The 13,957-nt window shown below is 47.0% G+C and carries 13 protein-coding genes; 10 read left to right on the top strand and 3 right to left on the bottom strand.

The window, feature by feature from the left end; all coding sequences use genetic code 11:
- Positions 1 to 142 precede the first annotated feature (142 nt).
- The 4 genes from ABIA61_RS06935 to ABIA61_RS06920 all read left to right on the top strand — a co-directional run bounded on the left by ABIA61_RS06935 (position 143) and on the right by ABIA61_RS06920 (position 4,229).
- Positions 143 to 634, top strand: a complete 492-nt coding sequence (locus tag ABIA61_RS06935) for a Fur family transcriptional regulator (protein WP_044647275.1) — start codon at positions 143 to 145, stop codon at positions 632 to 634.
- Between the two features lies 1 nt (position 635).
- Entirely contained in the window at positions 636 to 926 is a 291-nt protein-coding gene (gene yidD / locus ABIA61_RS06930) for a membrane protein insertion efficiency factor YidD (protein WP_283652329.1), read from the top strand.
- Between the two features lie 417 nt (positions 927 to 1,343).
- A complete protein-coding gene (gene metG / locus ABIA61_RS06925) occupies positions 1,344 to 3,362 on the top strand; it encodes a methionine--tRNA ligase (RefSeq protein WP_404580510.1) in 2,019 nt (672 codons plus the stop codon).
- A 150-nt stretch (positions 3,363 to 3,512) separates the two neighbouring features.
- Complete coding sequence (locus ABIA61_RS06920; protein WP_404580509.1) at positions 3,513 to 4,229, top strand: cytochrome c biogenesis CcdA family protein; 717 nt, start codon at positions 3,513 to 3,515, stop codon at positions 4,227 to 4,229.
- Here the strand turns inward: ABIA61_RS06920 and splB are convergent.
- Entirely contained in the window at positions 4,222 to 5,286 is a 1,065-nt protein-coding gene (gene splB, locus ABIA61_RS06915) for a spore photoproduct lyase (protein ID WP_283652327.1), read from the bottom strand. The two genes, ABIA61_RS06920 and splB, sit on opposite strands and share 8 nt — an antisense overlap.
- Positions 5,287 to 5,538: 252 nt before the next feature.
- On the opposite strand from splB, the gene mntR reads away from it, so the two are divergent.
- The 3 genes from mntR (at position 5,539) to ABIA61_RS06900 (ending at position 8,926) form a co-directional block, all read left to right on the top strand.
- The gene (gene mntR, locus ABIA61_RS06910) at positions 5,539 to 5,964 is read left to right on the top strand and encodes a transcriptional regulator MntR (protein WP_007430946.1); all 426 of its coding nucleotides are present in this window, start codon (positions 5,539 to 5,541) and stop codon (positions 5,962 to 5,964) included.
- Positions 5,965 to 6,101: 137 nt separating this feature from the next.
- Complete coding sequence (locus tag ABIA61_RS06905) at positions 6,102 to 7,838, top strand: family 10 glycosylhydrolase (protein WP_283652326.1); 1,737 nt, start codon at positions 6,102 to 6,104, stop codon at positions 7,836 to 7,838.
- Positions 7,839 to 7,936: 98 nt separating this feature from the next.
- Positions 7,937 to 8,926 carry a patatin-like phospholipase family protein gene (locus ABIA61_RS06900; RefSeq protein ID WP_283652325.1) on the top strand — a complete coding sequence of 330 codons (990 nt, stop codon included), beginning with the start codon at positions 7,937 to 7,939 and terminating at the stop codon, positions 8,924 to 8,926.
- A gap of 111 nt (positions 8,927 to 9,037) precedes the next feature.
- Here ABIA61_RS06900 and ABIA61_RS06895 read toward each other — a convergent pair whose 3' ends face one another.
- Positions 9,038 to 9,358, bottom strand: a complete 321-nt coding sequence (locus ABIA61_RS06895) for a hypothetical protein (protein ID WP_404580508.1) — start codon at positions 9,356 to 9,358, stop codon at positions 9,038 to 9,040.
- Between the two features lie 7 nt (positions 9,359 to 9,365).
- Positions 9,366 to 10,358, bottom strand: coding sequence for a DUF1385 domain-containing protein (locus ABIA61_RS06890; RefSeq protein WP_283652323.1), 993 nt, complete (start codon positions 10,356 to 10,358; stop codon positions 9,366 to 9,368).
- Positions 10,359 to 11,437: 1,079 nt separating this feature from the next.
- Between ABIA61_RS06890 and ABIA61_RS06885 the strand changes: the two genes are divergently transcribed.
- The 3 genes from ABIA61_RS06885 to efp all read left to right on the top strand — a co-directional run bounded on the left by ABIA61_RS06885 (position 11,438) and on the right by efp (position 13,771).
- Positions 11,438 to 12,025, top strand: coding sequence for a YqhR family membrane protein (locus tag ABIA61_RS06885; RefSeq protein WP_283652322.1), 588 nt, complete (start codon positions 11,438 to 11,440; stop codon positions 12,023 to 12,025).
- Positions 12,026 to 12,106: 81 nt separating this feature from the next.
- Entirely contained in the window at positions 12,107 to 13,180 is a 1,074-nt protein-coding gene (locus ABIA61_RS06880; protein WP_283652321.1) for a M24 family metallopeptidase, read from the top strand.
- Between the two features lie 33 nt (positions 13,181 to 13,213).
- Positions 13,214 to 13,771, top strand: a complete 558-nt coding sequence (gene efp, locus ABIA61_RS06875) for an elongation factor P (RefSeq protein WP_044647663.1) — start codon at positions 13,214 to 13,216, stop codon at positions 13,769 to 13,771.
- Positions 13,772 to 13,957: the final 186 nt, after the last annotated feature.

The following is a 13,957-nucleotide window of genomic DNA, read 5'->3' as shown; positions in this document are numbered from 1 at the left end:
CAAGCACAGGAGAACGTCTTTTTCTTTATCAAGAGCGCGAATATCTCTTATAACTTTGACTTTAATCGTGGTATAATAAGTAGATGCAAGCCTAAGCCTGCATCAGATAACCTGAAACTACAGACAGGGGAGGGTGAAACGCATGCTGACAAAGGATGAAATTATCGCAACAATGTCCACTCAGGGACTGCGTATTACGGATCAGCGCAAGACGCTGGCCACGTTATTTTCCGAGAATGAAGGGTATCTGTCCCCAAAAGACGTTTATGAATATATGGGTAAAAAATACAGCGGACTCAGCTTTGACACCGTTTACCGTAATTTGCGTGTGATGCAGGAATTGGGTGTCCTGGAGCAGGTATCTTTTGAGGATGGGATGAAGTTCAAGGTGAGCTGCAATGAGCATCATCACCACCATCATATGATTTGCCTGAGCTGTCAGAAAACTTTACCGATCTCTTTCTGCCCGATGCAGATGACAGATACGACAGATCAGTTCCAAATCGTTGAACACAAGTTTGAGATTTTCGGTTATTGCAAGGAATGCCAGAAGAAGAACGGGCAAGCAGAGGCCAATTCTAATGGGGGATACAAACAGGCGAGCGGTCACACTCACAGCCACGGAGGCTACTGAAATGAAGATTACCACACGCAGAGTGGTTCAAGCTCCGATTAAGTTATACCGATCCTATATTTCACCGTTAAAGCCACCAACCTGTCGCTTCTATCCGACGTGTTCAAAGTACGCACTTGAGGCGGTGGAGGTGCATGGTGTGCTCAAGGGCTCCTGGCTGGCCGCCAAACGTATAGCGAAGTGCCATCCCTTTCATCCAGGTGGTGTAGATCTGGTGCCTCCTGCTAAAAAGAGGGCGAATAGATCCGATGAAGATCGTTTTGCTGACCGTACCGGGAAGGGATTGACTTGACATAGCTATGCGGGTTTGGTTATATTTTGGATAATAATGTTTTCCTGTGAAGGGATGAGTAGGGTCAGCCGTCCAGTACAGAGAGCCGGGGTTAGCTGCAAACCGGTCTGGAACGAAGCCTGAATATGGTCCTGGAGGAACCTTTTTCGAGCGTGTTTGCCAGCAGTTCAATGTTTATAGGGGCGATCGTAAGGGAAAGGCGTGATCCAGCGTTAATGGGCGGTCAGAAGTGACTGGTGAAGCCTGTAGTCTGCGAGGATACGGGAAATTTGGGTGGTAACGCGTGAGGTGACTCTCGTCCCATAGGGACGGGGGTCTTTTTTGTGCCCAATTGGTGTGAAAAACATGAATTGGAGTACCGAATTCAGGGGAGCATGCCTTATTTTGCTGCCATGAACAAAACAGGAGGCAATACACATGTCCAATGAGAAAACATTTTACATTACGACACCGATTTATTATCCAAGCGACAAGCTACATATCGGTCATGCGTACACTACGGTAGCCGGAGATGCGATGGCACGCTACAAGCGGCTGCGCGGCTACGAGGTGCGCTATTTGACAGGAACGGATGAGCATGGACAGAAGATTGAGCAGAAGGCGAGTGCGGCTGGCAAAACACCGCAACGTTTCGTTGACGATATTGTGGCAGGGATTCAGGACTTATGGCGGAAGCTCGATATTTCCAATGACGATTTTATTCGCACAACGGAAGAACGGCACAAGAGCGTTGTACAGGAAATATTTGATCGTTTGCTCAAGCAAGGGGATATTTACAAGGGCGAATACGAAGGCTGGTACAGCATTCCTGACGAGACTTATTACACGGAAACTCAACTGGTTGACGTGGTCAAGGATGCGGAAGGCAACGTGGCTGGAGGTAAAAGCCCGGACAGTGGCCACCCTGTAGAACTGGTCAAGGAAGAGTGTTACTTTTTCCGTATGAGCAAGTATGCTGATCGTTTGCTGCAATTTTATGAGGAGAATCCGCAGTTTATCCAGCCGGAATCCCGTAAAAAAGAGATGATTAACAACTTCATCAAGCCGGGGCTGGAGGATTTGGCTGTATCCCGTACAACCTTTGACTGGGGCGTTAAGGTGAAGGGTGATCCGAAGCATGTCGTATACGTGTGGATTGATGCGCTCTCCAACTACATTACAGCCCTGGGCTATGGTTCCTCCAATACCGAGCTATACGATAAATTTTGGCCTGCCAATGTGCATATCGTAGGGAAGGAAATTGTACGGTTCCACACGATTTACTGGCCAATCATGCTGATGGCGCTGGATCTCCCGTTGCCTAAAAAAGTATTTGCACACGGCTGGCTACTCATGAAGGACGGTAAAATGTCCAAGTCCAAAGGTAACGTCGTAGACCCTGTAACGCTGATTGACCGCTATGGTCTGGATCAACTTCGTTACTACTTGCTGCGCGAGGTGCCTTTCGGCGCGGATGGAACCTTTACACCGGAAAGCTTCGTTGATCGGGTCAATTCTGATTTGGCGAATGATCTGGGCAATTTGTTGAACCGTACCGTAGCGATGGTAGACAAATATTTTGAAGGCAAGGTTCCGGCTTATGAAGCGAATGTAACAGCATTCGACGGGGCTTTGGAAGAAATGGCAACAGTGACTTACAGTAAAGTAGAAGAAGCGATGGAAAACATGGAGTTTTCCGTGGCACTGACGGCGATCAGCCAATTTATTAGCCGCAGCAATAAGTATATTGACGAAACACAACCATGGAACCTGGCCAAGGATGAGGACAAACGCCGTGAGCTGGCATCCGTTATGGTGCATTTGGTAGAAAGCTTGCGCATCGCGTCTATTTTGCTCCAGCCGTTCTTGACCCGCGCTCCGCATAAAATTTGGGAACAGCTGGGCATCAACGAAGGTGAACTGACTACATGGGAAAGCGGCAAGCAGTTTGGTCGCATTCCGGAAGGAACGCAACTGGTCAAAGGCAATCCCATCTTCCCGCGTCTGGATTCAGAGCAGGAGGTTGCTTTCATTGTTGAAGCGATGACGGGTGGCAAGAAGCCAGAGGAAGCTACCGCGCAGCTTCAACCGCAGAATGCGGCTGAGGCGGGCCAGGAAGCGCCAGAGGCGAAGGAAGAGATTGGTATTGAGGACTTTGCCAAGGTAGAACTGCGCGTCGCTCAGGTTATCGCCTGTGAGCCTGTGAAGAAGGCCGACAAGCTGTTGAAGCTCCAACTTGATCTTGGTTATGAGCAGCGTCAGGTTGTATCGGGCATTGCCAAGTTTTACACGCCGGAGGATATGGTTGGACGCAAGGTGATTTGTGTGACCAATCTTAAGCCTGTGAAGCTGCGTGGGGAGCTATCACAAGGCATGATTTTAGCAGCATCGCACGGAGATCAGCTTACGCTGGCTACAGTACCGGAAAGCATGCCTAACGGCACGATTGTAAAATAAATAAAACAAGTAATGAGCGTATGTCTTTCGGTTTTTATGCCGGGGCATACGCTTTTTGGGTTGCAACATATTTTGCTGCGTCCTCACGTATGTTTTAGTAATAGGGCTTGTTTGCTCGCGTTTACTTAAGACAGGCGGGAGGAAATGATGATGACGGATGTTAACGCCGGGTTGGCGATCATAGCAGGATTGGTTTCTTTTTTTTCACCTTGCTGTTTGCCACTGTATCCCTCTTACTTATCTTACATGACGGGGATGTCGGCACATGAACTGGCCGAAGGACGGCATAAGGCTGAGGTGCGTTACCGTACGATGGGACATACCCTTGCTTTTGTACTGGGTTTTTCCGTTGTGTTTTATTCCTTGGGTGCAAGTGTAGGGTTGCTGGGAGAATGGTTTGGCAATTATGGGGATACGCTAAGGGTGGTTGCGGGGATACTGATCTTGGTGATGGGGCTGGTATCTCTTGGCGTGGTACGGCCTTTGATTTTGATGCAGGAGCATAAGCTTCGCTGGACATGGAAGCCTGCCGGTTATGCCGGTTCCTTTGTGATCGGAATCGGATTTGCGGCAGGCTGGTCTCCCTGTATCGGTCCCATGCTGACAGCTATTATCGCTTTGGCGGCAGTAGAGCATCATACCTGGTTCAAGCTGGTCACAGGCTACGCGCTTGGTTTTGCGATTCCATTTTTTGCATTGGCTTTACTGGTCGGCTCTGTTCGTCTATCCTCGCGTTACACGTCAATTATCGTCAAAACAGGCGGTATACTGCTGATCATCACCGGAATTTTGCTAGTAACGGATCATATGACGGGTGTAACGCTGTTTTTACAACGGATTACGCCGGATTGGATGCTGGTTATGTGAAATACTCAATACGACTTAATGGAAAATGTTCAAAAATGCGCTCGGTGATAAATTCTCGCAGTGCGTTTTGCTGTTCATCGGGATAAACGTATTTGTTCTGTCCCCAACGTCCCCATTTTTTCTTGCGTTTCTCCATGTCCATTTCCAGCTTGGTTTTTGGATAACGCTTCTCGATCACAGCCTTGGATGTTTTGGTAAAACGATGCTGGATCAATTCGAACGTCAGATCTTTTGTGGCATCCTGAGGCAAGGTTTCACCCAATTTGCGCAGTAGCTCGCCATATCCTTCTTCCCAGCCGTCATACCAGATGATTGGCGCGATAATAAAGCCTAGCGGATAACCGGCTAGGGCGATTTTGCCCGCTGCTCCAATGCGTTCCTCGAAGCGCGAAGTCGCAGGCTCAAACTGTTTAATAACATAATCGGAATTAATGCTAAACCGGATGCGGGTATGACCATTATGCTGAATATCTAGCAGCGGATCGACATGATGATATTTGGTAACAAAACGCAGGCGACCAAATTCTTCGTCTGCCATAAAACGAATCAATTCTCCGAGCGATCCGGTGATATGCTCCAAACCGATCGGGTCGGAGGTACAGGCTGCTTCAAAACGAGTTATTTCGGGTGCACGTTCCTCGATATAGCCTTTAGCTGCCGATAAGATATCATCGGTATTGACATAGACGCGTAAGTACGGCTTTGCCCCTAATGTCGTTTGCAAATAACAATAGTGGCAGTGTCCCATACATCCGGTCGAAATAGGAATGGCGTATTCAGCAGAGGGCTTGGATTGGTCGAAGGTTAGCGTTTTGCGAATACCGACGACCAACGTCTTTTTCGCCATTCGATATTTTTCAACTTCGGTTTCGCCCGGTAAATTGGTAATCCGGTTATGAGATGTGGTCATACGATACGGAATGTCTTTGGCTTTGACCCAATCCATAATACGCTGACCCTTGGGATAATTCAGTGCGTCCGGCTCGAAAAATACCAGATCAGGCACGAACGGTTTGGTTCCTTTGGTTTTGACAGGAGTACGCTTAAGCGTGGACATGGGTAACGCTCCTTTCAGGAATAAATATCCAGTAGTAGCTTGGGTGTCCAACTCTAACTCATGCCATAGGAGAATGATACAAGGACGCTATTAGTATGCCCTGCTTAAATTGAACAAAACGTGGCAATAGCTGTGAGCAGAGGGATGAGACTTGCCAATAGGCAATGATAACATGTATCATTACATATGTAGGTTCAACGCAGGAAATGAAGGCGGTAAGCGCCCGTTCAATAACAGAAAAGAGGGAAACAAGTGCCAACGCCAAGCATGGAAGATTATTTGGAGCGCATTTACCAGCTGATTGATGAGAAGGGATACGCCCGTGTCTCGGATATCGCAGAGGGTCTGGAGGTCCATCCTTCGTCCGTTACCAAGATGATCCAGAAGCTGGATAAGGATGACTATCTCGTATATGAGAAATATCGGGGATTAATTTTAACACCCAAAGGGAAAAAGGTCGGCAAACGGCTGGTTGATCGCCACCAGTTACTAGAGCAATTTCTGGATATGATTGGGGTCGACAAGGACCTGATCTATAAAGATGTGGAAGGTATTGAGCACCATTTAAGCTGGGATTCCATCACCCGCATTGAGACATTGGTCGAATATTTCCGCCGGGATGAAGATCGTTTGCGCCAGCTTCACGATATACACAAGGAATTGAGTGGTGATTCCTGACAGGCATCGTCCGTAAGGACAGATGCTTTTTTATTTGTCCCTACCGCAACAAATACCCGGGTATTAGCGTCTATCCATTATATAGCAGGACAAGACAGGGGTTAAAAATTAACGGGTTAGCGGAGGATTGTAATCATATGAATTGGAAGAAAACATGGGCACTGGCTGCGGGTTTACTGCTGGCGGTGCAAACGGCAGTTGTGCCAGGAGCGCAAGCGGCTCCAAACGGAGAGATTGAAATTATATTGGACGGGCAACCGCTGCAAAGTGATGCGTTGCCGTACATTGTACAGGGAGCCAACGTAACAATGGTACCCTTGCGGGTGATCAGTGAGGGATTAGGCGCTCAGGTCAACTGGTCAGCATCGTCCGGTACGGTAACCATTACAGCACAAGACAAGAACATTTCTATGGAAAACGGCGGACAGAGTGCTATGGTGAATGGCAAGTCAGTTCGATTGGACGCATCTGCGCGTATGACGAGCGGAAGAGTCATGGTGCCGCTGCGTTTTGTTGGGGAAGAGTTGGGATTAAAAGTGGACTGGCAGGCTTCAGAGCGAGTCATTACGTTAAATAGTGGTAAAGAGGGTGCCGCCACTGGCGGAACAACATCCTCCGGTGGCGGCTCCAGCTCCAATACGTCCACATCTGACAATCCGGGAAGTGTAGATACGAATCAGGGAATCAATGATGATGTGCAAGCGAGTGTTACTTCTCCGTCTACATCAACCAATGAGGGCAGCTCCAATTCTTCGCAGGGAAATGTCGTGCAAGTGAAAGCTTCGACTTCCATGCGCGGGGCTTGGATTTCTACGATTAACGGGGATTGGCCTTCTTCCGCCGCCCGAAGCAGCACCGAGAAGCAAAAGCAGGAATTTACCAAAATGCTTGATGATTTGCAGGGTATGGGTATTAATGCGGTTTTTGTTCAGGTCCGGGCCAGCGGGGATGCGCTGTATCCGTCCAATCTTGTGCCATGGAGCAAGTACCTGACGAACACCCAGGGTAAAAATCCGGGCTATGATCCTTTAAAATTTATGATTAGTGAATCGCACAAGCGGGGGATGGAGTTCCATGCCTGGTTCAACCCTTTCCGCGCCAATTCTACAGGAACGACCAGTGGTTTAGCTGCAAACCATGTCGCTAACCAACATCCGGATTGGATCGTTAAGAATGGCAGTCAGCTATACATCAATCCCGGTATTCCCGCCGCTCGCCAGCATGTCATTGCTGCGATTATGGAGGTTGTGGACGGATATGATATTGACGGCGTTCATTTGGATGACTATTTCTATCCATACAGCGGTACTTTTGATGATGATGCGACTTTTCAAGCTTATAATGCCAACAAAATCTCTAACAAAGGCGACTGGCGGAGAGATAATGTGAACAGCTTTGTCCGTGATTTGGGCAAAAGCATTCATGCAAGCAAGTCCAAAGTGCAATTCGGTATTAGTCCTTTTGGAGTGTGGCGCAACAAGTCTCAGGACTTAACCGGATCAGATACGAAGGCAGGCGTTACAGCGTATGATACGACATTTGCCGATGTACGTACCTGGATTAACAAAGGCTGGATTGATTATGTAGCTCCACAGATTTATTGGAGTATCGGTTTCCCGGCCGCTGGCTATGACAAGCTTGTGGCATGGTGGTCCAATGAGGTCAAAAATTCAGATGTTAAGCTGTACATCGGACATTCTCCTTATAAAATCGGCACTCCTGAAAAGGGCTGGCAATCTGCCGAAGAGCTGATTAAGCAACTCAAGCTGAACGAAAATTATAACCAGATCAAAGGGGACATTTATTTTAGTGCCCAGCATTTACGGAAAAATCCGTACGGACTCATTCAGCTTCTTCAAAATTATTATCAATAATTATGTAAAATGGATCATATAGGTTCTAAATAAGCCTCCGTTCTCATACATAAGCAGTAGTACTGCTTACTCCCAAGAGAACGGAGGTTTTTTGATCTATGCTGATCAATGCTGTGTTCCAGGGTGGAGGGGTTAAGGGTATATCGCTGGCGGGTGCAGTCAAGGCTGCGGAGGAGCATGAAATTGTATTCAACCGTGTAGCGGGTACATCATCAGGTGCTATTGTAGCTGCTTTGTTGGCGGCAGGATATTCAGCAGATGAAATGAAAGCCGTGATCGAGAAAACCCCCTTGGTCAGCTTGTTACGGCGTTCTCCGGTGTTTAACATCAAATGGGTTGGACCGGCAGCTCGTATTTTTCTTAAAAAAGGGCTGTACTCCGGAGAAGCATTGGAGCATTGGGTGCGGGAGCTGTTGCTTGCCAAGGGAGTGCGTACGTTCGCGGATCTGCCTCCAGGCAAGCTGCGCATTATTGCTTCAGACATAACGAACGGACGCATTCTGGTGCTTCCTGAGGATATCAAACGTTTCGGTATGAACTCCTCTTCACTGGAGGTGGCCAAAGCCATTCGGATGAGCACAAGCATCCCATATTTTTTCGACCCCGTTATGCTAAGACTTGATCCTTTGCACACGAAAGGGAAAAAATTTTCACAGCAATTTGTGTTTGTTGTCGATGGGGCACTGCTAAGTAATCTGCCTTTATGGCTTTTTGATGAGCCTGTAAATGAACGAAAGGCCAAAACAATTCCAACAGTAGGCTTTCAGATGGTGGGCAAAACGGGAACCGAAACGAAGGTTTCATATATACGGGGGCCGTTGACGATGCTGCAAGCTATTTTTGATACGATGCTATCAGCGCATGATGAGCGTTATATTGAGCAGGAGAACCGATATCGGACGATTAAAATCCCGACGCTGGGCATTCGCACAGCACAGTTCAACATTTCTCCTGAGCAAAGCAATTTGCTTTATGATTCTGGTGTGCAGGCAGGAGACGCATTTTTCCACAAATGGAGCATCGCTTCTTACCAACAGCAGTATAACAAGTATCAATTAATGAAGGATACGATGTATGCCATGAAATAATTACTTGCTAGTTGGAGCTGGAATCAAGAGGTTAAAAAAGGAGCCATTTCCCGGTCATTTTTCATTACGCGGGTGATGGCTCCTTTGTGTATCATGTTAGAGTGTGATCGACTAATGATACTTAGGTTGTTCTTCTTCGTTTTTGCCCTTAGAGCCTTCAATAACATGAAAAGGATACGCTTTGCGCTTGCCTGTAGTCTGCTGCTTGCGTGTATTGGCTGTTTTGGCCATAGTGCGTGCAGAGGGTTTAATCTTGGGAGTACGGGTGCGTCGTCCTGGCAGGTATTTGTACAGCAGAAATATAACTGCAAAAACAAGGACAGGAATCAATAAACTCATAAGAAAGCCCCAGCTTCCTCTCCATACCATATCCACAATCCCATATGCGCCCAAGGCAAGGGTAAGCCAGAAAATAACCGCATGTCTGTTCATCTTTCACTCATCCTTTCACAGGATCAAGGACCGAGCTGTTGAAGGTCTCCTTTACAGGTACATTTTCCAACTCGGCATCCAATTCCAGCATACGCTTGAATGAAGCAATGGATACCTCTACTTGATCATCGGTCGGTTCTTTGGTGGTAAGTAGTTGCAGCCACAGGCCGGGGTATCCCAAATAACGGAGTACCGGAATCTCCCGCAGGGCATTGGTTAGCTTGAGAAATTCAAAAGAAAGCCCCAGCACGATTGGAAGCAGCAAAAGCCGCTGTCCCATACGCTCCCACAGATTATCATACGTAAACAGGGAATATACGAGTACCCCGATGATCACCGTGAGCATGATGAAGCTGCTACCGCAACGGTAATGCAGACGACTGTATTTTTGCACATTAGCAGGAGTTAGTTCTTCACCCGCTTCATATGCGGTAATCACCTTATGTTCCGCTCCGTGATACTGGAACAGTCGTTTGATCAACGGAGTTTGGGAAATGCCCCATAAATAACCCAATAGCAGAATTAGCTTAATGGCCCCTTCCGCAAGGTTATGCAGAATCTGGTTGTGAAATAAATTTCCGAACAGGAAGTTTTCCACGATAACCGGAACGAGGGTCAACACAATTTTGCCGAACAGGAAGGATAAAATGCCGACCGCAGCTACACCGATCATCATACTCAGGCTCCAGCGGGATTCTTCTTTTTTCTTTTGTTCAGCGCGTTCTTTCGGGTCTACTTCATCATCAGCATACGCGTCTGCTGAATAGTTCAAATGCTTTGTACCCTTGGCGCTGGAGTCGATGATGCTTACAATTCCCCGCAACAATGGAATTCTGCGAAATTTGGACACCCAGGATTGCTCCTTGCGCGGTACTTCCAAATATGTGATTTCGCCAGTCTTGCGGCGAACTGCCGTGACATTGACACGCTTGCCGCCGAACATGACACCTTCAATGACTGCCTGACCACCGTAGCTTACAGGCTTGGATGCTTGTGACAACCGTCTCACCTCTCTTTACACGTGCTTTTTTGTATATTGTATCGAATTTGGAAGGGAATATCTAGTTGGGGGAAATGAGAGGAAGTATTTAGGCTGCTTCAAGCGGTGAAGGAAGTCGCTCCAAGCTCGGATCATCCTTCCGATCGCTGTTATCCCCAGATTTTTTGATTTTGTAAAAGATGTAATGGTAAAAATCCGGGGATAAAGGCGAACGCTACCGCTTCTTCAGGACGATTCCGAGCTTTCCGCTGTTACCTGCCTCTCGATTTGTCTTGGTTTGGGAGAGTAAGTTGGACTTTAAATGATAAAAAGGCACGTTATTAGTTTGATGTGTGCTTCTACTTCTATTTTCCCAAACTCTATTTTAGAGTAAAAATCGGGTTGGCCTTACAGCCAGAAGGCTTTTAGTCCTTTTTAGCTTGTACCGAATTTAAAAGCCTTACGGTTGGGAAAAATTTGCGAAGCTCTTGCCTCCGTAGTAAAATTCCTGTATCAACATTTACTAAAAGTCCGATTTTACTGGCTTTAACCTTAACAAGTGATGTATTTAAATATGGTATCAATGCCTTGGTCTGCGTAATTAACCTTTTTAACGCAAAAAGTGATGTGAATTTTTAGACTCAGAGCTTTTGAATGTTGAATAATAAACGTAAATACGTTTCTTTTCTAATGCTCGTTGTGGGTGTTGAAAAGCAAAAAAGTTGGCTTAACCAACATAAAGCAGCGGAGAGAACGGAATCGTTCTGAAGAAGCGATAGCGTTCGCCTTTGCCTCCGGACTTCTACCCTTGGGGGTATAAATCAGAAATCTGGAGGCAACAGCGATCGGAAGAATGATCCGTTCGCGTAGCGGCCAGATACACACGTAGTAGAAGTCACAAGCAGTCTTCGCCACACAACCTCCTCATCATATAACAACCACTCATCAAGTTCAGTGTTAAACTCATCCCCATCGGAGCATACTACCTAGCAAAATGGATATGCACGAATCCATCGGAAATGCAGCCTTCATCATGCGCCAATAAAAGTCATCCTTTTAGCATGGAAAAAGTTTTGCATCTTGAAAGGGGATCAAACAACATGAGTGAAACCTACTCCATACCCAATGCAGGCCATGATCAGGATCGGTCTGGCGAATCTCAGGATCAACGCGACCATAATAACAATAATAGCAGTCGAGGAAGACAGCAGTCGGGCAAAATACATACGCCGCTTATTCCTTTTGCACTCGAATTGGGATTTTTTGCAGGCTTGCTCTGGGGATTACTGCGCTGGTTGTTTTATACGTTACATTTTACGGTAGTCGCACCGGCATTTTTGGCAGAGCCTTTTTTTAAACATTCGTTCATGAAAACAACGGCGGGACATCTGGTGGGTTTATTGTTTTTTATCGCATTATCCGTTGTAGCGTCACTGGTGTACACATTGATGTTGCGTAGGTATAAGGGGCCTGCGCCCGGCATCGTTTACGGCTTGGTATGGTGGGTTATTTTATTCGTGTTGATAGGTCCCAAGCTTGGAATGATGAATCCGCTTTATCGTTTAACCTGGAACTCCATTTATACGGAAATTTGTGTATTTATACTGTGGGGATTATTTATCGGATACACCGTTGCTGTTGAGTATACGGACGAGAGAAAGCGCGAGCCTGAGAAAGCTGGGGACTGAGCACAACAAAAACTTCTCAAGCGGCTATCGCCTGTGTTAAAATAGCATTTGGTTATTTGACAGAGGGGAGCGGGATGAAAGATGAAGAATGACCGGGTGTTAAAGCTGCGGCAGGCGCTGGGCGAGCATGATCTGCGGGCTATATTGATTACAAGCCCTGTCAACCGCCGATATTTGACAGGATTCACTGGTTCGTCGGGTTATGTGCTGATTACGGAATCTCACAGCTATCTGCTGACCGACTTTCGTTATATGACACAGGCGGCCGAACAAGCGGCAGGCTTTACGGTGGTGCAGCACGCTGCGCAAGTCATGGAAACGGTGAAAGAGCTGTTGTCCTCCCATCAGATCGGCGAAACAGGCTTCGAGCAGGATCATGTATCTGTTGCGACGCATAAAGCTTACAGTGAAGATTTGTCCCCTGTTACATTGATTCCGGTATCGGGAATTGTAGAAAAGCTACGGGTGTACAAGGATGCGGAAGAACTGGAAGTGATGCAGCGGGCGGCGGATTTGGCAGATGCTACATTTGCACACATTTTGCCTTACATCAAACCGGGTGTCAGCGAGCGTGAGCTGGATCTGGAAATGGAATTCTTCATGCGCAAGCAGGGAGCTACGTCTTCCTCCTTTGACACGATTGTGGCATCCGGGGTTCGTTCGGCACTGCCTCACGGTGTAGCTAGCTCCAAGTTGGTACAAGCGGGCGAACTGATTACGTTTGATTTCGGTGCGTTGCTGGATGGCTATTGCTCCGATTTGACACGTACAGTAGCTACACAAGGGGATTTGTCGCCGCAGCTACGTGAGATCTACGATATTGTGCTCAAGGCGCAGCTTCACGCGTTGGAACATATTAAGCCGGGCATGACGGGCCGAGAAGCGGATGCGCTGACACGGGATATTATTGCAAGCCATGGCTATGGAGACAATTTCGGACACAGCACAGGTCATGGTTTGGGTCTGGAAGTCCATGAATCCACGCGTCTGTCGAAGGCGAGCGATGATATTTTGGAGCCTGGCATGGTTGTAACGGTTGAACCAGGTATTTATGTACCTGGATTGGGCGGCGTACGGATCGAGGATGATATCGTTATTACAGATAGCGGCATCAAGGTATTAACACATTCAAGCAAAGAATTTACAGTCGTTTAATAACGATAACAGTCCTGTAGGAGGGGTATTTTAGTGATTAACGTTAATGATTTCAAAACAGGCTTGACCGTCGAGGTAGACGGAGATATTTTTACAGTGCTGGACTTCCAACACGTAAAACCAGGTAAAGGTGCGGCATTCGTGCGCTCCAAGCTGAAAAACCTGCGTAACGGCAACACGGTTGAACGTACATTCCGTGCGGGTGAAACGATTGGCCGCGCGCAAATTGAAAACCGTGGTGTGTCCTATCTCTATGCGAGCGCAGACGAGCATACATTCATGGACAACGAAACATACGATCAATTCAATCTTTCCAGTGATCAACTGAAATGGGAACTTAACTTCCTGCAAGAAAACATGAATGTAAACATCATTAGCTATAATGGTGAAATTCTCGGGATTAACCTGCCTAACAGCGTAGAGCTGAAGGTTATTGACACGGAGCCGGGCATTAAAGGCAACACCGCTACAGGTGCTACCAAAAATGCTAAAGTTGAAACAGGACTAAATGTTCAGGTTCCTTTGTTTATCAACCAGGATGATGTACTACTGATTGATACACGCGATGGTAAATACATTTCCCGCGCATAGAATGGTCTAGCTTCGTTATATCCTCTGTCCTTGTCAAGGGCAGGGGATTATTTGTTATGAACAACTGTTATTAAAAAACATTGGCTCCGCACAGCACTTTCGTATTATACTGTACTAAAGTTATGCCGTAGGATGTCACGTTCAAAGTCGGTTGTGCCATCTCAAGGTTACATACTGTTGAGTCTG

It is taken from the genome of Paenibacillus sp. RC21 (genome assembly GCF_044907935.1).
Taxonomy (GTDB): Bacteria; Bacillota; Bacilli; order Paenibacillales; family Paenibacillaceae; genus Paenibacillus; species Paenibacillus terrae_A.
This window is presented reverse-complemented; position numbering and strand designations above follow the sequence as displayed.